This window comes from Myceligenerans xiligouense, from assembly GCF_003814695.1.
GTDB classification, from domain to species: Bacteria; Actinomycetota; Actinomycetes; order Actinomycetales; family Cellulomonadaceae; genus Myceligenerans; species Myceligenerans xiligouense.
Window position 1 is genome coordinate 187,168 of record NZ_RKQZ01000001.1, and the last position, 19,016, is coordinate 206,183.

Annotated in this window: 14 protein-coding genes, 4 tRNA genes and 1 rRNA gene; 15 read left to right on the top strand and 4 right to left on the bottom strand. The window is 69.7% G+C overall.

The window, feature by feature from the left end:
- Positions 1-41: 41 nt before the first annotated feature.
- Positions 42-377, top strand: a complete 336-nt coding sequence (locus tag EDD34_RS00780) for a hypothetical protein (protein ID WP_123812890.1) — start codon at positions 42-44, stop codon at positions 375-377.
- 260 nt (positions 378-637) lie between these two features.
- Here EDD34_RS00780 and EDD34_RS00785 read toward each other — a convergent pair.
- Positions 638-708 (bottom strand) — tRNA-Gly (locus EDD34_RS00785).
- Between the two features lie 158 nt (positions 709-866).
- Between EDD34_RS00785 and EDD34_RS00790 the strand changes: the two genes are divergently transcribed.
- The 4 genes from EDD34_RS00790 to EDD34_RS00805 all read left to right on the top strand — a co-directional run bounded on the left by EDD34_RS00790 (position 867) and on the right by EDD34_RS00805 (position 4,135).
- On the top strand, positions 867-1,304 hold the full coding sequence (locus EDD34_RS00790; protein ID WP_211341456.1) for a TM2 domain-containing protein: 438 nt from the start codon (positions 867-869) through the stop codon (positions 1,302-1,304).
- 185 nt (positions 1,305-1,489) lie between these two features.
- Complete coding sequence (gene dcd / locus EDD34_RS00795; protein ID WP_123816233.1) at positions 1,490-2,065, top strand: dCTP deaminase; 576 nt, start codon at positions 1,490-1,492, stop codon at positions 2,063-2,065.
- Positions 2,066-2,103: 38 nt separating this feature from the next.
- Entirely contained in the window at positions 2,104-3,216 is a 1,113-nt protein-coding gene (locus EDD34_RS00800) for a hypothetical protein (RefSeq protein WP_123812891.1), read from the top strand.
- Between the two features lie 58 nt (positions 3,217-3,274).
- The gene (locus EDD34_RS00805; RefSeq protein WP_246012126.1) at positions 3,275-4,135 is read left to right on the top strand and encodes an EamA family transporter; all 861 of its coding nucleotides are present in this window, start codon (positions 3,275-3,277) and stop codon (positions 4,133-4,135) included.
- A gap of 64 nt (positions 4,136-4,199) precedes the next feature.
- On the opposite strand, the gene EDD34_RS00810 is transcribed toward EDD34_RS00805, so the two are convergent.
- Positions 4,200-4,805, bottom strand: coding sequence for a bacterial proteasome activator family protein (locus tag EDD34_RS00810; protein ID WP_123812892.1), 606 nt, complete (start codon positions 4,803-4,805; stop codon positions 4,200-4,202).
- A gap of 119 nt (positions 4,806-4,924) precedes the next feature.
- Entirely contained in the window at positions 4,925-5,932 is a 1,008-nt protein-coding gene (locus tag EDD34_RS00815) for an NAD(P)H-quinone oxidoreductase (protein WP_342774772.1), read from the bottom strand.
- A gap of 129 nt (positions 5,933-6,061) precedes the next feature.
- Between EDD34_RS00815 and EDD34_RS00820 the strand changes: the two genes are divergently transcribed.
- The 5 genes from EDD34_RS00820 (at position 6,062) to EDD34_RS00840 (ending at position 11,932) form a co-directional block, all read left to right on the top strand.
- Positions 6,062-10,054, top strand: a complete 3,993-nt coding sequence (locus EDD34_RS00820; protein WP_170176923.1) for an ATP-binding protein — start codon at positions 6,062-6,064, stop codon at positions 10,052-10,054.
- A gap of 37 nt (positions 10,055-10,091) precedes the next feature.
- Complete coding sequence (locus EDD34_RS00825) at positions 10,092-10,541, top strand: roadblock/LC7 domain-containing protein (protein WP_123812895.1); 450 nt, start codon at positions 10,092-10,094, stop codon at positions 10,539-10,541.
- A 10-nt stretch (positions 10,542-10,551) separates the two neighbouring features.
- A complete protein-coding gene (locus EDD34_RS00830) occupies positions 10,552-10,962 on the top strand; it encodes a DUF742 domain-containing protein (protein ID WP_123812896.1) in 411 nt (136 codons plus the stop codon).
- A gap of 157 nt (positions 10,963-11,119) precedes the next feature.
- Complete coding sequence (locus EDD34_RS00835) at positions 11,120-11,740, top strand: GTP-binding protein (protein ID WP_123816235.1); 621 nt, start codon at positions 11,120-11,122, stop codon at positions 11,738-11,740.
- Positions 11,741-11,847: 107 nt separating this feature from the next.
- Positions 11,848-11,932: transfer RNA gene (locus EDD34_RS00840), tRNA-Ser, on the top strand.
- 61 nt (positions 11,933-11,993) lie between these two features.
- On the opposite strand, the gene EDD34_RS00845 is transcribed toward EDD34_RS00840, so the two are convergent.
- Positions 11,994-13,697 carry a GMC oxidoreductase gene (locus EDD34_RS00845; RefSeq protein ID WP_123812897.1) on the bottom strand — a complete coding sequence of 568 codons (1,704 nt, stop codon included), beginning with the start codon at positions 13,695-13,697 and terminating at the stop codon, positions 11,994-11,996.
- A gap of 148 nt (positions 13,698-13,845) precedes the next feature.
- Here EDD34_RS00845 and EDD34_RS00850 point away from each other — a divergent pair.
- The 5 genes from EDD34_RS00850 to EDD34_RS00870 all read left to right on the top strand — a co-directional run bounded on the left by EDD34_RS00850 (position 13,846) and on the right by EDD34_RS00870 (position 18,925).
- Positions 13,846-13,934, top strand: a tRNA-Ser gene (locus EDD34_RS00850).
- 226 nt (positions 13,935-14,160) lie between these two features.
- Positions 14,161-14,233 (top strand) — tRNA-Arg (locus EDD34_RS00855).
- 336 nt (positions 14,234-14,569) lie between these two features.
- Positions 14,570-15,364, top strand: coding sequence for an IclR family transcriptional regulator domain-containing protein (locus EDD34_RS00860; protein ID WP_246012127.1), 795 nt, complete (start codon positions 14,570-14,572; stop codon positions 15,362-15,364).
- Positions 15,365-15,435: 71 nt separating this feature from the next.
- Positions 15,436-16,641 (top strand): thiolase family protein, encoded by a 1,206-nt coding sequence (locus EDD34_RS00865; protein ID WP_123812899.1) that lies wholly within the window; start codon positions 15,436-15,438, stop codon positions 16,639-16,641.
- A 760-nt stretch (positions 16,642-17,401) separates the two neighbouring features.
- Positions 17,402-18,925: ribosomal RNA gene (locus EDD34_RS00870) — 16S ribosomal RNA — on the top strand.
- Positions 18,926-19,016 lie beyond the last annotated feature (91 nt).

Here is a 19,016-nt window from a genome sequence, read left to right on the forward strand (position 1 = left end):
GGCAGTCGCTCGCGCGAGCGGATCACCTGGAGGTGGTCGCGGTGAGCGGCCACGCCCCGACCCGCTCCGGCCCGGCCGAACTCGTCGCCGTGACAGCCCTGATCGCGCATGTGACCGACACGCACGCACTCGAGGTTCGGGCCGGCGTCGATCATCTCGACCTCGGTGACGAGATTCTCGGCACGATCTCCGTCGACCTCCTCGTCGCGCAGGCGTCGGCCGCCGAACGGCTCGCGACGCGGCTCCGGCTCATGGAGCGATCCGGCCACCACGCCTCGCGAGACGGCGGTGTCGCGTGGCGCTGCTGGAGCGGCTGGCTCGCAGCGGCCAAGTGGAGCCTTCCGGTCTCCCTCCACCTGACCACCCTGGACCGCTGACCGAGACGCCGCGGGCGTCATGGCGGCACCAACAAGCGCCGCCGCCATCGGCACGCCACCCGCACCTCCTCAGCCCGACGCACCACGGCGGGGCTGCGGGGGCGTGCCCCCCGCAGCGGGACACCTCCTCTGCCCGACGCACCACGGCGGGGGTGCGGGGGCGCAGCCCCCGCAGCGGGGCGCGGGGGCTGCGCCCCCGCAAAAAACAACGAGGCGGAGTATGCCCAACATCGTTGGGCACACTCCGCCTATCCGTCGAGAGCGGGTGACGGGAATCGAACCCGCGCTGTCAGCTTGGGAAGCTGAAGTTCTACCATTGAACTACACCCGCATCGCCCTGGTTCAGTCGGGTTTGGCCATCCTACGATGGTCCTTGGAGGAGGTCCACGGGATCTCCACCCATACCTGCTGAACTGGTGTGCGCACCGATCATAACCGACGTCGCCGGAAAGCCGAACCCGACGACACTGCCAGCAAACTGGAGACGCCGTGAACAGGCACCACCCGAACGACGAGCCGACAGAGGCCATCGACTACGACAAGACCGTCCAGGTCCCGGGTGGCCGACCCCTGGACGAGACCATTCCGCTGCCCGACGGAACGCGTGTCGAGTCCGGCTACACCCGCCCCCTGCACTTCCCGGGCAGCAGGCCGGTGCCCCCGAGCCCTCCCACGTCGAAGGCGAAGGGCAAGTCGCGGGTGGTCGCGGGCCTTCTCGGCATCTTCCTCGGCGCGCTCGGCGCACACCGCTTCTACCTGGGATACCGGGCACTCGGTCTCGTCATGCTGGCCATCACGGTGATCGGCGCGATCGCCGGCTTCGGCTTCATCTCGGCGATCTGGGGCCTGATCGAGGGTGTGCTGTACCTCGCGCTCCGGAAGGGGTACTGGGCGGTCGACGCCAAGCAGCGCCCGCTCCGCGACTGAGCGCCCGTGAAGGCGCCATGAGGCTCCTCCCGGACGACGGCTCCCTCCATGCGGAGCCTCGTCCTGCGGGAGGAACCTCGTGGCGCGGGGCGAGTCGCACCACCCGCGTGCCTCCGCCGGACCCGGACCCGGAGTCGGAGTCGGACGATCCTGCCGACAAGGCCGGCACCGAGTACCGTTTCCGCGTGCTGCTCTCCGACCGCGACATCCGCGCCGAACTCGACGCCGGGCGCGTCGCCCTGGATCCGTACGAGCCGGAGATGATCCAGCCGTCGAGCATCGACGTGCGGCTCGACAAGTTCTTCCGGCTCTTCGACAACCACAAGTACCCCTTCATCGACCCGAGCCAGGAACAGCCCGAACTCACCCGTCTCGTCGAGGTGGACCCGGGTGAACCGCTCGTGCTCCACCCGGGAGAGTTCGTGCTCGGCTCCACGTACGAGGCCGTCACCCTCCCCGACGACGTCGCCGCCCGCCTGGAGGGGAAGTCCTCGCTGGGCCGGCTCGGACTGCTCACGCACAGCACCGCCGGGTTCATCGACCCAGGGTTCAGCGGCCACGTCACGCTCGAGCTCAGCAACGTCGCCACGCTCCCCATCACGCTCTGGCCGGGCATGAAGATCGGCCAGATGTGCTTCTTCCGGCTGTCCTCACCGGCCGAGCACCCCTACGGCTCGGACGTGTACGGATCCCGCTACCAGGGCCAGCGCGGCCCGACGGCGTCGCGCTCCTCGAAGTCCTTCCACCGGACCAGGGTCTGAGCGGGCACCGTCAGGCGACAGGGCTACGCTCACGCCCCATGACGTACTCGCCCCTTCCGCGCAGCGTGGGCCAGGCCCACCAGGCGCGACACCTGCTCGCCGTCCCCGGCGACGTCACCGTGGACGAGGTCGAGGTACTCGCCACCTCCCGGTTCACCGCCACGCGGTGGGACATCACGCCCGCCGGAATCCTGCCCGGCGACGTCACCAGCGCGCCGCAGGGCCCGCGGGCCAAGGGCAACGCCCCCGGCGTCCTGCGCGTCTCCCGGCACGCGACCCTCACGGGGCCGTACGCGCCCCAGGGCGACGGGTTCGATCTCGGCCTGCCGCCCGGCAGCGCGATGGTGTTCGACGTCGTCTGCCACCGAGAGCGCGGCGAACCGCCGTTCAGCACGGGCGACCGGGACGGCGTCGGGCGCGCGTTCGCGCAGGGGCTCCCGGAACGCGAGGAACGCCGCCTGGTGACCTGGCTGGTCGCGGTGGCCCGGCGGCTGGGCGGCTCACTCCGGGTCGACGTCGGCGGCCTGTGGTCCGCCGGGACCGGTGGGCCGGGACCGCGCCCGGGCACCGGCGTCGTGCTCACCCCCGACGCCGAGGTCGCGGTCGACATGTCCGTGTACTCGGGCGTGTGGCTCGAGCCCGAGGCCGCGCTCGCGACCGTCCGGCCCCTGCACCCGCACACTCGCCTCGCGACGGAGGGGCGGGAGTGGGGCGGCCCACCCGCGGGCATCGCCGACCGTCCGCTCTACCCGGGCGAGAAGATGGACCCGAAGCGGCGCAAGGAGATCCACGCCGCCGCCGACGACTTCGACATCGCCGCCCTCCGAGGCCCCCAGATCCTGCACGGCTACGGCCTGCTGATCGACCTCGGCGTCGACGGCTTCGTCGCGGTCGAGGTAGCCGGCGAGGAGCACCTTCCCCCCATGCTGCGCGGACTCCCGTGGACCGCCGACGGCGCGGTCCGCTACCGCGTGCACTGGGAGCCGCCGGACCAGGTCGAGGCCAACCGGGAACAGCCGGGACTGGAGCATCGCATCGCGCGCAAGCGCGCCGCCGAACTCGTCGCGCGCATCGCCGGCCGCCTGCAGGACGCCGTCGGCGGGGAGATCGCCGACGAGGACGAGTTCCTCGTCGATCCGGCCGACCTGTAGCCGACGGCGCCGGCCACGGAGCCCGGCCGCTCCGGAACGCACGGGTTAGGCTCCGGCCGTGCCCGTCAATCCGCTGGAGCGCGTTCCCGCTCCCGCAGTCTTCGTCGTCTCGGGCCTGACGCAGTACGTCGGCGCGGCGGTCGCGGTGGGCCTGTTCGCGCGGCTCGGCGCCCCGGAGGTCGGCTGGTGGCGTATCGCCCTCGCCGCCGCGGTGCTCGTCGTGTGGCGCCGCCCGTGGCGACGAGCCTGGTCGCGGCGTGATCTCGGCTGGTCGGCGGCGTTCGGCGTCGTCCTCGCCGCCATGAACCTCGCCTTCTACATCGCCATCGAGCACCTGCCGCTCGGTACCGCCGTGGCGATCGAGTTCACCGGGCCCGTGGTGGTGGCCGCCCTGACAGGACGGGGCTGGCGCTCGCGGGCGGCGATCGCCGCGGCGGCCGTCGGCGTGGTGCTGCTCGCGGGGGTCACGCTGGGTTCCGGCCTGTCGCGAGCCGACGCCGTCGTCGGGCTCGGCGCCATCTTCGCCGCGGCGGCCTGCTGGGGCCTCTACATCCTGTTGGGACGGCGGGTCGCGCGCGTCGGGGCGGGTGTGGACGGCCTCGCCGTCGGTATGGCCGTGGGATCGCTCTGCTTCGTTCCGTTCTTCGTGCACAGCACCCCCGAGGTGCTGTCCGACGGCTCTCTTCTTCTCCTTCTCGTGGTCGTGGCCGTCTGCTCGTCGGTGATTCCGTACGGTCTGGAGCAGGTGGTGCTGCGGCGCGTGCCGCCGGCGACGTTCGCCGTTCTGCTCGCGTTGTTGCCGGCGACGGCGGCCGTGGTGGGCGCGGTGATGCTCCAGCAGTTGCCGGGCGTGGCACAGGTGGTCGGGCTGCTGTGCGTGTCGGCGGCGATCGCGCTGTCGCCGCCTCGGGCGGAGTGAACCAGGCGGAGTGAACCGGGCGGGCCGGATCCGGCCGGCCCGTGCCGGGCTGCGGTGCGGAGAATCAGAGGTACTGGCCGGGACCGCGCTCGTGGTGTCGCCCGTCCTCCTGCTCGTCGGCGCCGGGAGGGAAGGCGCTCACGTGCGCGCCCGGCGGAAGCGCGCGCCGCATGCCTGTGAGCTGGGCCTGCGCTGCCATCTGCTGAGCGACGAGTGCCGTCTGGATCCCGTGGAACAGGCCCTCCAGCCAGCCCACGAGCTGGGCGTGGGCCACGCGGAGCTCGGCGTCGGACGGCGTCCCCTCCTCGGTGAACGGCAGCGTGATGCGGTGCAGTTCGTCGACGAGGTCGGGGGAGAGCCCGTCCTCGAGCTCCTTGATGGAGCGTTCGTGGACCTCGGCGAGGCGGGTGCGGGCGGCGTCGTCGAGCGGTGCGTCGCGGACCTCGTCGAGGAGCCGCTTGATCATGCCGCCGATGCGCATCACCTTCGCGGGCTCCTCGACCTGGCCGACCACGTCCTCGGCGTCCGTGTCGCTCTCCGGTTCGTGGCCGTCCCCGGAGCTCTCGGGGACGGCCCGTCCCTCGGGGGTGACGACCTGCGGGCGTGCCTCGTGGTCGGGGTTCGTGGTGTCGTCGGCCGGTGCGGGCGGGGTGTCGTCGGCGTGGGTCATGCTCCCCAGTCTCCCGTGCCGGGGCGATCGACGGGAGCCGACGCTCGTATCACGATATGGACACGAGGGCGCCCGGGGCGTGATTGCCAGCAATACCCCGTCGTCGTCCCCGGGCTTGGTCAGGGCACCAGGAGCACTTTGCCGAACACCTCGCCGGATTCCAGCAGTTCGTGCGCTCGCTGGGCTTCCGCCAGCGGCAACCGCGCGTGCACCACCGGCCGCACCCGCCCGTCGTCGACCATGGGCCACACGTGCTCCCGGACGGCGGCGACGACGGCGGCCTTCTCCTCCGCGGGGCGTGAGCGCAGCGTGGTCCCGGTGACCGTCGCGCGCTTGGCCATGAGGGTCCCGAGGTCGAGTTCCCCGCGTCGGCCACGCTGCAGCCCGATGACGACGAGGCGGCCGCCGCGAGCGAGCGCCCGCACGTTGTCGACGAGGTAGGCGGCACCGACGACGTCGAGCACCACATCTGCTCCGGCGCCGCCCGACGCCTCGCGGACCAGTTCGACGAAATCCTGCTCCCGATAGTCGATCGGGAGGTCCGCGCCCAGGTCAGCGCACTGCGCGGCGCGCTCGGGGCTGCCGGCCGTGGCGGCGACGCGGGCGCCCAGGGCCTTCGCGATCTGGATCGCGGTGGTGCCGACCCCACCCGATCCACCGTGGAGCAGGACCCACTCGCCTGCCCGTAGCCCGCCGACCGTGACGAGGTTGTCCCACGCGGTGCACATGGCTTCGGGAAGCGCGGCGGCGTCGATCAGGTCTAGGCTGCGGGGTGCCGGCAGGAGCTGGGTGGCACGTACCGTGACCTGGTCCGCGTACCCGCCACCGTCGAGCAGGGCTACCACGCGATCGCCTGCGCGCCAGCCCGACACGCCGGGACCGACACGCGTGATCTCACCGGAGATCTCCAGGCCGGGCCAGTCGGGCGCACCGGCCGGTGCCGGGTAATGCCCGGCTCGTTGCAGCAGGTCAGCATGGTTTATACCTGCCGCAGCAACGTTGACCAGCACTTCGCCTATTGCGGGAACCGGGTCAGATATGGTCGAAAGGGAGAGTTTCCCTGAGCGCCCGGTTGCGGATATCGTGACGGCTCGCACACCGATGGAGCCTAGCCGGGCGTCGGTCACTTTGTACGCACTCCGCGAGAGTGTCTGGAACACGCACCAGCGGGTTCCCGGCGTCGCGGACAGTGATGGAGAGAGGTACGCATGTTCCGCAGGTTGGGAGTTCGCGGGAAAGTTCTTGCGACCCTTGTTGTGCCTGCCCTCGTCATGATCATTGCGGCGGCGTACATCACCTGGACGTCCATCGAGTCGGCACTGCGCGCGCAGCAGACCGCTGATCTGGTCGCGGCGCTCGAGCAGCAGGACGACGCGGGTACGGCCTTCGCGCAGGAGCGTGCGCTGACCATCGCCGCGTCCGCTCCGTGCCTTCCCGGTCAGGACCGGTGCACCGCGGACGAGGCGAAGGGTCTCCTCCTGCAAGGGCTGCCCGAGCGGGACGACAACGGGAAGGTCGTCAAGGAGAACGGCGAGATCGTCTACGCCCTCCCGTCCGCGCAGGAACAGACGAACCAGGCCCTCGACGAGCGCGACGCGCAGTTCAAGGCGCTCGACACGAGCTTCCTCGACCCGCGCGTGAAGGCCGCCATCGCCCAGACCATCTACGACCGCGCCGAGGTTCTCGAGGTGCAGCGCAAGGTCCAGGAGCAGTCGATCGCGGAGCAGCAGGTCACCCGGGCCTACAACCTCTTCATCGACGACTCCGTCGATGTCATGACCCAGCTCGCGGACACCACGGAGAACCGAGACCTCGGTGAGCGGATCCGGGCGCACCAGCTCCTGGACGAGCTGATGCTGACCAACACCTACGAGCGCCCGCTGATCGGAAACCTCCTGACGGCGTCCGCGGTGGCGCAGCGGAACGACGAGGACGTCGACCGCACCGTGGTGCTGCGCGCCCTCGAGCAGATCACCCTGGGAGACATCCAGTTCGAGGAGGCGAACCTCGCGCTCGGGAAGATTCCCGGTGAGCGCCGGGTCCCGCCGATGGACGGCTCGCTCGGCACGGTCCGCACGCTGATCCTCCAGGGCAACGAGCAGGATCTGATGCAGAACACGGCTCTCGCGGCCTCCTTCGGCGACGAGTCCGCGACCTGGGTCGAGGAGGCCCGTGTCGTGCGTGACCAGATCCGCGAGGACACCCTGAACCTCGCCGAGTCGCAGGCCCGCGAAGCCTTCAACACCGCGCTCATCACCGGTGGTATCGCGATCGGCGCGCTGGCGTTCTCCATCATCACGGCGCTCGTGATCGCCCGCCGCCTGGTGTCGCCGCTGCGCCGCCTGACCCAGGCGGCCGGCGTCGTCCGTGACCGGCTGCCCACCCTGGTCGAGCAGGTGTCGGTGCCCGGTCAGGGCCCGACGATGGACCTGGACCCGATCCACGTCGAGTCCGCGGACGAGATCGGCCAGCTCGCCGCGGCGTTCAACGACGTGAACCGCACCACCATCGAGGTCGCGCGAGAGCAGGCCGCGCTCCGTGGCTCGATCGCGGAGATGTTCGTCAACGTGGCACGCCGCGACCAGGTGCTGCTGAACCGCCAGCTCGCGTTCCTCGACGACCTGGAGCGCTCCGAGGAGGACCCGACCACGCTGTCGAACCTCTTCCGCCTCGACCACCTCGCGACCCGAATGCGCCGCAACGCCGAGTCGCTGCTGGTTCTCGCAGGCATCGACTCCGGTCGCCGGGTGCGTCAGCCGATGCCGGTCTCCGACGTGATCCGTACGGCGTCGTCCGAGATCGAGCTGTACGACCGCGTGCGCCTGAACCTGGTCACCGACCCGATGATGCTGGGCCACAACGCGCTGAACGCGGCACACCTGCTGGCCGAGCTGCTGGAGAACGCGACCAACTTCTCCGAGCCGCACACGCCGGTGGAGGTCGCGACCGAGCGCAGCGAGGACTTCGTCACGGTCACCGTCCGCGACCACGGCCTCGGCATGACGCCCGAGGAGATCGCGGAGGCGAACTCGAAGGTCACCAGCCACGCGGCCTCCGACGCGGTCGGCGCCCAGCGCCTCGGCCTCTTCGTGGTCGGCCGCCTGGCGGACCGGCTGGGCGCCACCGTCGAGTTCGGCACCGACACCGAGACCACGGGGACCATCGTCACGGTGCGCTTCCCGGCCGTGCTCTTCCTGCCGGACAACTCGATGCCGCTGCCGCAGCCGACGGACCCGCTGGAGGCCTCCACCCAGGCCGCGGCCGCACGTGTGGGCGGCATCCCGGACGGGGCCGCGCGCCCCACCCCGCCGGTCGCCCCTGCGGCACCGGGCACGACGTCGTTCCCGATGGCGGGCGCCGAGTCCGCGCCGCCGGCCCCGCGGCGGCCGCAGGTGGCGGCCCCGACGGGTTCCCTGGCCACGCCGCCGATGATGCCCGAGCCGCCCACGGCCGTCCCGGTCGACCTCAACGCACTCACCGACGGCACCACCGCACTGGGCATGCCGCGCCGTCGGCAGTCGACGCCCACGACCGGAATGCAGACGACGCCCACCGGCTCGATCGTCCTTCCGGAGATCCAGACGCCGACCATGCCGGACATGGCCCCGGGCGACGAGTCCGGCTGGACGCCCCCGCAGGACGTGGCGCCCGGGAACTCGCTGCCGAGCCGCGCGTCGGCGAAGAAGCAGCAGGAGGAGGCCGATGCGGCCGCGGCGGTGTTCGAGGAGACCTCGCCGGCACCGGTGAACGTGGATCAGCGCAGCGCGCTCTTCTCGAGCTTCCGGTCGATGAACACGATCGACGGCGCGGAGTCGCAGTCGCTGCAGCTCGACCCGGTGACCCGGGACCCGGCCTCGCTGCCCGGCGGCCCGGACACGGACATCATGCGGTTCCCGGCGGCTGCCGGCGTGCGGCCCCCGACGAACGGGATCCCGCAGCAGCGCCCGATGACCGCCTCCCAGCCGCAGGTCCGGCCCGGCCACGTGCCGTCGTCGGCCGGGTTCGGTGCCCAGCCCTTCGGCGACGGCGACGACGACGGGCGTTATGAGGCGCTCCCCGCCTTCGAGGAGCTCATGCAGGACCTGCCGAGCCGTCGTTCCGTGCGGGAGGCCAAGCCGGTCGGCAAGCGCGGGCTGTTCGGCCGCAAGCCCGGCCAGCCGGCCACCGGTGAGTTGCGTGCCTACCAGCCGGATCTCCACCCGGACTCGCAGCACGGCCTGACCGCGCGTGCGCCGGCCCCCCCGGCCCCGAACGCAGCAGCCACACCGCAGGCGGCTCCGGCCCCGCTGCCCGCGGCGGCCGAAGCCGGCCCGGCGGACCACGCACCTTCGGCGGAGTACACCCCGACGGACTACACCCCAGCGGTGCCGGCCGCACCGGCGTCCCCCCCCGCCGCGCCGGAGGAGCCCTACCAGCGCGGTTACCAGGAGGGTTACCAGCGCGCGCTGGAGGAGACCCGGGCCCACTCGGTGGTGGACGTGGAGACGTCGACCGTTCCGCGGGCCGCGGTCCCGGCTCCGGCACCCGCGACGAGCCCGGTGGACCCACGCGCCTCACGCGCCACGGTGCCTCTGATGGCGAGCCCGGCCACGGAGGCCGTGCCGCTGCCCCCGGCCGACGCGACACGCCCCCCGGCCGCCACCGCGGCTCCTGCCGCCGAGACGTCCTCACGGTCGTCGACACGGTCGTCCGGCGGCGGCGAGTTCCGCGATCCGTACCCGACGGGCGCCGTGTACGACCCGTCGTCCTACGGCGAGCCGGCGTCGCTCACGCGACGGACGCCGGGCTCCGACAGCGACGGCACGGACCCCCTGGACCGCGAGTACGTGCGTGACTCGGTGGAGGCCAGGTCGGAGTGGGTGGCGTCGGCCACCCTGTACGAGGAAATGACCAGCCTCCTCAACCGGGGGGCTTATCAGGAAGACGATGTGAGCGACTCCTACCGGCCCGAGACCGTCTCGACCATCTCGGGTGGGACCCCGGCCGGACTCACGCGCCGAACGCGCGGCGCGTCCGGGACGGGAGCGGACCCGGCCGTGGAGAAGCACTCGGCTCGCATCGATCGCGATCCCGAGCAGCTCCGTTCGCGGCTGTCGGCCTTCCAGTCGGCGACCGTGCGCGGACGCGACGAAGCCGTGGACCAGAGCGGGACAGAGCACGATCCTGGAAACAATGACGACGAGGGGGGCTCGACGTGGTCCCCCTCGACGATGAATGATGTCCCTGACTCAGCGCCGCAGCCGCGGTGACAAGCGCGTCTGTGGATTCTGACTAGGAGGAACAGAAGTGACCCTCAGCACCGAAGCAACCAATTTCGGGTGGCTGCTCGACAACTTCGTGCGTACCGTCCCCGGTAGCCGCCACACGCTCGTGGTGTCTGCGGACGGTCTGCTCATGGCGATGTCCGACCAGCTCGACCGCACCAGCGGCGACCAGCTGGCAGCCATCGTCTCCGGAATGTCGAGTCTCACCCGCGGCGCCTCACGCCAGCTCAACGGCGGGAATGTTCGTCAGTCGATCATCGAGATGGACAACGGCTTCCTCTTCCTGATGAACGTGTCCAACGGTTCCGTCCTGGGCGTCGTCGCGGAGGCGACCTGCGACATCGGCCTCATCGGCTACGAGATGGCTCTCATGGTGTCCCGCACCGAGGCCACCCTGACGCCGCAGCTGATCTCGGAGATGCGTGGCAGCCTCCCGGTCGACGGGCAGACCCGAGCCGCCAGTCTGGGATGAGGCATAGACGATGACGTACGCACCTTTGGGTTCCCAGGGGTCCGCCGATGTTCATGAGACCTCGACGGTCCGTCCCTATGCGGTCACCGGAGGCCGTGTGCGGTCGGCGATGTCCGACCTGCCGCTCGAGGCACTTGTCGAGGTGATGCCCGGGGCGGTCACCGGTCAGGGCCTTCCTCCCGAGAAGCGCGCGATCCTCCAGCACGCCGCGCACACGTACGTGTCGATCGCAGAGCTCTCAGCTCTGCTTCGGCTGCCCCTCGGCGTCGTCCGGATCCTCGTGGCGGACATGCAGGAGGAGGGGCACATCACGGTGCACACCTCGACCCCCGTCAACGTCCACACAGGCCATGGAAGCTCGAACTCGGGCCTGTCGCTCAGTGTCTTGGAGAGTGTTCTGAATGGCATTTCCGCCCTCTAGCAACGGGACCGGCGCCGGCCCGAACTGGGCGCCGGTGTCCGATTCCGCGACGGGCGCTCCCGCCCGGCAGAGCGTCCTCGGCGGGGGCGGATCCGCGCCCACGGCACCGTCCGCAGGCTCGCGCCCGGCCCAGCCCACGCAGCCCGCCCCGCCGGTGGTGCAGCAGCCGCCGTCCGGCAAGGCGGGGTCCGCTGCGCAGCCGTCCGGCGAGCGCACCGCCCCGACCGTGGTCAAGATCGTCGTCGCGGGCGGATTCGCCGTCGGCAAGACGACGTTCATCGGCTCGATCTCCGACGTCGAGCCCCTCAACACCGAGGCTGCCATGACGGAGCACTCGGTGGGTGTGGACGACGCCGGTGGGGTGACCGACCGCAAGACCACCACCACCGTGGCCATGGACTTCGGCCGCGTGGAACTGCCCGGCAACCTGTGGCTGTACCTCTTCGGGACGCCCGGTCAGGACCGCTTCCTGTTCATGTGGGACGACCTGGTGCGCGGCGCGATCGGCGCGACCGTCCTCGTGGACACGGACCGGCTGGAGCAGTGCTTCCCGGCGATCGACTACTTCGAGTCGCGCAACATCCCGTTCGTCGTCGGAGTGAACTGCTTCGACGGCGTGGCGAAGCACCGGCTCGAGGACGTCCGCGAGGCGCTCCAGATCCCCGAGCACGTGCCGATGCTCTACACGGACGCCCGCTCCCGCGCGGCGACCAAGCAGACCCTCATCGCCCTCGTGCAGCTCGCGATGCGCCAGCTGCGGGCCGGCAAGCAGGGCTGACGAGCCGAGCCAGGTTCGCCGGCGAGGCACGACGGGTCGGCTGTGCTCCGCCGAACGGCGGGCTGTCCACGGGTGGGCGGCCCGCCGTTAGACTTGTCCGGCACCCGGGAGGGCTGACAGAGCGGCCTAATGTGACGGTCTTGAAAACCGTTGTGCGGCAACGCACCGGGGGTTCGAATCCCTCGCCCTCCGCTCGCTGTCGAAGGGCCGGCTGGTGGTCATCACGCGACCGCCAGCCGGCCCTTCGACGTTCTCAGATGATGTCGACGATCGGCAGCCGCAGAGCCCCGGGGGCCGACCAGGGGACGGCGGGACGGACGGGGCGGACCGCTGCGACCCGCTGGTACGGGGTACCCAGCGCGGGACGGCCGTCGTCGTCGCCCTTGTTGGGCCACAGCGCGCAGGCCCGCTCCGCCTGAGCGGTGATCGTGAGCGTCGGGTTCACGCCGAGGTTCGCGGTGATGGTGGTGCCGTCCATGACGTGCAGGCCGGGGTGGCCGAACAGGCGCAGGTAGGGGTCGACGACGCCGCGCTCCGGTGACGTGCCGATCGTGCAACCGCCCATGATGTGTGCCGTCATCGGGGCGCCGAACGGTTCGGTCACGATGCTCCCGGCGACACCACCCATCCGGGCGGCCATCCGCCGCGCGGTCTCGTGGCCCTCCGGGATCCACCCGGGGTTGGGCTTCTCCGCCGGCATCCGGGTCGTGAGCCGCCGCCCGAACAGGCCGCGGCGCAGAGAGGCGTCGAGGGAGTTGTCGTGGCTCTGCATCACGAGGGCGATGACGGCGCGCTCGGACCAGCGCCGGTAGTCCACCAGGACCCGGAGCCATCTGAGGTGGCGGAGCATCACACCACCCCAGCGCAGCGCGCGCCAGGGGGCGCCGCCGGGAACGAGCGGCGTGACAAGGGCGCCCATGAGGTTGGATCCCTTGCCGTAGCGGGTCGGTTCCACGTGCGTGTGCTCGTCGGGAAAGATCGAGGACGTGATGGCGACGCCCTGGGAGTAGTCGACGTCCGACACCTTCTTGGTGACCGCGCCGAGCAGCGACTCGGAGTTGGTCCGCGTCAGGTGGCCCAGGCGGTCCGAGATCCGCGGGAGCACGTCGTCGTCCTTCATCCGGTGCAGCAGCTCCTGCGTGCCCAGCGTGCCCGCCGCGAAGACCACGTGGTGCGCGGTGAACCGCCGTCGGCCGCTGCTCCTGCGGCCGGTGCGGTGGGTGAGGACCTCGTAGCCGCCGTCCGCCAGCGGCCTGACGACCCGTGCGGTGGTGAGCGGATGAATCTCCGCCCCGGCCCGTTCGGCGAGGTAGAGGTAGTTCTTGACGAGGGAGTTCTTGCCGCCGTGCCGGCAGCCGGTCATGCACTCGCCGCACTCGCGGCAGCCGGTGCGCTCGGGTCCGGCGCCGCCGAAGAACGGGTCGGCGAACGTCTGGCCCGGGCTGGGGCTGGAGGCGCCGCCGGGACCGAAGAACACGGCGACGTCGGCGGGACGGAACGTGTCGGCGACACCCATGTCGTCGGCGACGTCGCGCATCAGGCGGTCCGCGGGCGAGTCGCCGTGGTACGTGGTCACGCCCAGCATGCGGGAGGCCTGGTCGTAGTACGGGTCCAGCTCGGACTTCCAGTCGGTGATGTCGGCCCAGGCCGGGTCCCGGAAGAACGCGTCGTTGCGGGGCCGGTAGGACACGTTCGCGTACACCAGCGATCCGCCGCCGACACCGTTGCCCGTCAGGCACAGGACGTTGCGCAGGAGGGTGACACGCTGGATCCCGTAGCATCCGAGCTTCGGTGCCCAGAGGTAGTCCTTGAGGTGCCAGTTGTTCCGGGCGAACTCGTGGTCCGCGAAACGGCGGCCCGCCTCCAGCACACCGACCGTGTAGCCCTTCTCGGTGAGCCTCAGCGCGGCGACGCTGCCGCCGAAGCCCGATCCGATGACCAAGACGTCATAGTCCATGAGGCCGAAGGTACTGGAGTACTGAAGAAAACTTCAATAAAGCGCCGGCCATGCCGGATGCGTCCCCACCCCTGATCCACTTTGCCGGACGGGCGGTGCGCCAGGTACTCTGGGCTGCGCGCTCGCCGCCCACGGGTGGCCGTCGCGAGGAGACGTCGCATAGTCAGGCCTAGTGCGCCACCCTGCTAAGGTGGTAACGGTGCAAGCCGTTCGCGGGTTCAAATCCCGCCGTCTCCGCTCCGGCAACAGGCAAGGTGCGCTCACTGCGTGAGTCCCTTGCCTTCGCTGTCTCGCGGAGGTACGGCTCCCACGCCCCGGTTGGGGCTCTTACAGGCCCGGCCTGCCGGGACGGCGAGGTGTTGTCGGTCACGAAGTCGGATTCCGGTTTGGGAACCTGCTCGTGAGGCGGTAATGTTCTCGTCGTTCGGCCGCGCGAGTGGTTGGACGGTGGCAACACCGGTAGGCGCCCGTAGCTCAACGGATAGAGCATCTGACTACGGATCAGAAGGTTGGGGGTTCGAATCCCTCCGGGCGCACAGAAAGTGAAAGAGGCCCTGACCAGCGAGAACGCCGGTCAGGGCCTCTTTCTGTTCCCTACCTCTTGGCGCTGGGCGTCGGCACTGCCCCAACGGGCCGCTCCAACTGGGGATCGGATCCCGCTCGCAACCGGCGAACCCGCCGTCGCCGCGACAGTTCCGATCCGCGCACGGGCCACGGCAACGTTTGACGCTGACAGCCGCCCTCGCTACGTTCCCTGTGAGCACACCTGTTCTATGTGCGAAGCGCTGCGGCTGCGGCTGCAGACGTCCGGTCGAGCTCACCTGACGCGACGTGACATCGCGTCGCACCGAGCAGCGAGGGGTCGAGACACCGTGAGCGGAGGGGCAACCGAGGACGGCGAGGGCCGGCAGGGCGAGTTCGTGCAGTCGCTCGAGCGAGGCCTGGCCGTGATTCGGGCCTTCGGTGCTGGGCACCCTGCCATGACCCTGAGCGAGGTCGCGCGAGAAGCGGGTTTGAGCAGGGCGTCCGCGCGCAGGTTCCTGCACACCCTGGTCGAGCTCGGCTACGTGGCGACGGACGGGCGCAGCTTCGCGCTGCGCCCGCGCGCCCTGGAGCTCGGCTACGCCTACCTTTCGGGGCTGACGCTGCCGGAGGTCGCCCAGCCGCACCTGGAAGCCTTGAGCGAGCAGGTCGGCGAGTCCACCTCGGTGGCCGTGCTGGACGGCGCGGACGTGGTCTACGTCGCCCGGGTGGCCACTCGCCGGATCATGAGCGCGGCAATCCAGGTGGGGACGCGTTTTCCCGCCTACGCCACCTCCATGGGCCGAGCGGTTCTGTCGGCTCGGGACGACGAAGTCCGCGACGACCTCCTCGCCCGAACCGAACTGCTGCCCCTGACGCCGTGGACCCTCACGTCTCCGGACGCCTTGCGCGCCGAGCTGGCGCGGGTCCGCGAGCAGGGCTATGCGTTCGTGGACCAGGAACTGGAAGAAGGGTTGCGTTCACTGGCCGTCGCCGTGCGGGGCGCCGACGGCGAGGCCGTCGCCGCGGTCAACGTGTCCGCACCCGTGCGGCGCGGGGACGTGGACACGCTCATCGCCGAGATCCTGCCGCCGCTGCGCGCGACGGCGGCCGAGATCGAGGCCGACTTCCAGCGGGTTCCGTAGGTTCGAGCCGGGTGCTAGCCTCGCGTGTGCGCGTGAGGAACAGGTGTTCGGCAAGCGAACAGGATGGTGCAATGAGGCAGGCATTCGTGTACGACGCGGTCCGGACACCGTTCGGCCGGTACGGCGGCGGGCTCGCCGGCGCCCGACCGGACGATCTCGCCGCGTTCGTGCTGGAACAGCAGGTCGCCCGGGCCCAGAGCCTTGATCCCGCGCTGGTCGACGACGTGATCCTCGGCAACGCCAACGGCGCGGGTGAGGACAATCGCAACGTCGCCCGGATGGCCGTCCTCCTCGCGGGCCTGCCGGTCACCGTGCCCGCCGTCACGCTGAACCGCCTGTGCGGCTCTGCCCTCGACGCGGCGATCCAGGGCGCGCGGGCCATCGAGTGCGGCGACGCCGACGTCGTCCTCGCCGGTGGTGTCGAGTCCATGAGCCGTGCTCCCTGGGTGGTTCCGAAGCCGGATCGCGGCTTCCCCGCCGGGAACCTGGAGATGGTGTCCACCACGCTGGGCTGGCGTCTCACCAACGACCGCATGGAGCCCGACTGGACGGTCTCCATGGGGGAGGGCACCGAGCGCCTGCGCGAGCGGTTCGGGATCTCCCGCGAACGCCAGGACGAGTTCGCGCTGCGGTCACACCGCCTCGCGCACGAGGCGTGGGAAGCCGGGCGCTACGACGACCTGGTGGTGACATACACGGGGCCGGGCGCGGGCAAGGAGCCGCCGGCCCGTGACGAGCCCATTCGGCCGGGTGGCACGCTCGAGAAGCTTGCCTCGCTCACGCCGAGTTTTCGCCCCGACGGCACCATCACGGCCGCGAACGCCTCTCCGTTGACCGACGGGGCGAGCGTGGCCCTGCTCGGCTCGGAGGCCGCGGCGGATCTCACGGGCCTGCGTCCGCTGGCTCGCGTGGCGGGCCGCGCGGCGGTCGCCGGCGAGCCGCAGTATTTCGGGTACGCGCCCGTGGAGGCCGCGAACACGGCTTTGGAGCGGTCAGGCATCACGTGGGACGACGTGGCCGCGGTGGAGCTGAACGAGGCGTTCGCGGCACAGTCGCTGGCATGCGTCGACGCCTGGAAGATCGACGAGGCGATCGTGAACGCGTGGGGCGGCGCGATCGCCGTCGGGCATCCCCTGGGTGCGTCCGGGACGCGCGTGCTCGGCACCCTCGCCCGGCGACTGAGGGCCGAGCACGCCCGGTGGGGTGTCGCGGCGATCTGCATCGGCGTGGGGCAGGGCCTGGCGGTGGTGCTCGAGAACGCCGAGGCCGGCGGATGAGGCGCCGCGTCGGACGTCGGACGGCGCGGGTGGGGCACCGGGCGGTGGCGTCCGGTATCTCCGTGGACCCGGCGGTACGGCTCGACCGGCACCGAGGATCCGCGGGAGCGGCACTCCACGACGGGCTCGCGAACCGCGTGTTCAGCGAGGATGGGGAAATCTGAACGAAAAATTACCAAGACTCGGCCTGGAGGGCGGTTCCTTGGTGAAGGGTGGGTCCTGGGTGCTCCCCGGGGCTCGCCGAGCGCCTCGACTGGGGGATGCAGCCAAGCGCGACTGGCGTTCACTTGGTCTTCAAGGAGGCGAAATCGCTGGTGTGGCGGCCGTCACCGTCTTCCGGCTTTGACTCGTCCGCCACCCTCCCGTAATGTTCTGGTCGTTCGCCCGACAGGGAGGCACGGACAGGAACCGCGGAGAACGCGGGCTGGCCGGTCCCGGGGCGGGAACTCACTCAAGATCTTCCGAGTGCTTCGTGCGCTCTCGATCGTGTGGGGCTTGTCGAATCGCATCTGCGGCTCAGATCACTTTCGAGGGATTTGGGACACGGAATCGGATCTGGTAAGTTTTTCGAGTCGCCCTGAGCGGGTCAGGCCGGAAGGTTTGGTTCGGATGTGTGCGTCGGTTGTTTGAGAACTCAACAGTGTGCTTGATAGTCAATGCCAATTATTGTCCCCTTGTTGTGGGGGGATGTTTTGGATCGGATCGAGCAGTTCAGCTTGGTCTGGCCAGTATCAGTATAGCTCTGTGAAGAGTGAAATCTTTTACGGAGAGTTTGATCCTGGCTCAGGACGAACGCTGGCGGCGTGCTTAACACATGCAAGTCGAACGATGAAGCCCAGCTTGCTGGGTGGATTAGTGGCGAACGGGTGAGTAACACGTGAGTAACCTGCCCCCCTCTTCGGGATAAGCCTTGGAAACGGGGTCTAATACCGGATATTCAGTCTCTGCCGCATGGTGGGGGTTGGAAAGATTTATTGGTGGGGGATGGGCTCGCGGCCTATCAGCTTGTTGGTGGGGTGATGGCCTACCAAGGCGTCGACGGGTAGCCGGCCTGAGAGGGCGACCGGCCACACTGGGACTGAGACACGGCCCAGACTCCTACGGGAGGCAGCAGTGGGGAATATTGCACAATGGGCGAAAGCCTGATGCAGCGACGCCGCGTGAGGGATGACGGCCTTCGGGTTGTAAACCTCTTTCGACAAGGAAGAAGCTTTCGGGTGACGGTACTTGTAGAAGAAGCGCCGGCTAACTACGTGCCAGCAGCCGCGGTAATACGTAGGGCGCAAGCGTTGTCCGGAATTATTGGGCGTAAAGAGCTCGTAGGCGGTCTGTCGCGTCTGGTGTGAAAACCCGAGGCTCAACCTCGGGCTGGCATCGGGTACGGGCAGGCTGGAGTGCGGTAGGGGAGACTGGAATTCCTGGTGTAGCGGTGGAATGCGCAGATATCAGGAGGAACACCGATGGCGAAGGCAGGTCTCTGGGCCGTTACTGACGCTGAGGAGCGAAAGCATGGGGAGCGAACAGGATTAGATACCCTGGTAGTCCATGCCGTAAACGTTGGGCACTAGGTGTGGGGCGGGTTCCACTCGTTCTGTGCCGTAGCTAACGCATTAAGTGCCCCGCCTGGGGAGTACGGCCGCAAGGCTAAAACTCAAAGGAATTGACGGGGGCCCGCACAAGCGGCGGAGCATGCGGATTAATTCGATGCAACGCGAAGAACCTTACCAAGGCTTGACATGCACCGGACAGCTGCAGAGATGTGGTTTCCGCAAGGTCGGTGTACAGGTGGTGCATGGTTGTCGTCAGCTCGTGTCGTGAGATGTTGGGTTAAGTCCCGCAACGAGCGCAACCCTTATCCTATGTTGCCAGCGGGTTATGCCGGGGACTCATGGGAGACTGCCGGGGTCAACTCGGAGGAAGGTGGGGATGACGTCAAATCATCATGCCCCTTATGTCTTGGGCTTCACGCATGCTACAATGGCCGGTACAGAGGGTTGCGATATCGTGAGGTGGAGCGAATCCCTAAAAGCCGGTCTCAGTTCGGATCGGGGTCTGCAACTCGGCCCCGTGAAGTCGGAGTCGCTAGTAATCGCAGATCAGCAACGCTGCGGTGAATACGTTCCCGGGCCTTGTACACACCGCCCGTCAAGTCACGAAAGTTGGTAACACCCGAAGCTCACGGCTCAACCCTTCGGGGAGGGAGTGGTCGAAGGTGGGACTGGCGATTGGGACTAAGTCGTAACAAGGTAGCCGTACCGGAAGGTGCGGCTGGATCACCTCCTTTCTAAGGAGCGCAAGGCTCTTGCCCTCGGCTCGCACTTCGTGTGGGTGGGTGAGGGTCCAGGACCCCTGTGGGGGTTCGGGCCATGCCACGG

Bases quoted from the DNA above. Each gene is read 5' to 3' on its own strand.
- EDD34_RS00830 (WP_123812896.1), top strand. From the start codon at position 10,552: ATGACGTACGCACCTTTGGGTTCCCAGGGGTCCGCCGATGTTCATGAG.
- EDD34_RS00865 (WP_123812899.1), top strand. From the start codon at position 15,436: ATGAGGCAGGCATTCGTGTACGACGCGGTCCGGACACCGTTCGGCCGG.
- EDD34_RS00800 (WP_123812891.1), top strand. From the start codon at position 2,104: ATGACGTACTCGCCCCTTCCGCGCAGCGTGGGCCAGGCCCACCAGGCG.
- EDD34_RS00845 (WP_123812897.1), bottom strand. From the start codon at position 13,697: ATGGACTATGACGTCTTGGTCATCGGATCGGGCTTCGGCGGCAGCGTC.
- EDD34_RS00810 (WP_123812892.1), bottom strand. From the start codon at position 4,805: ATGACCCACGCCGACGACACCCCGCCCGCACCGGCCGACGACACCACG.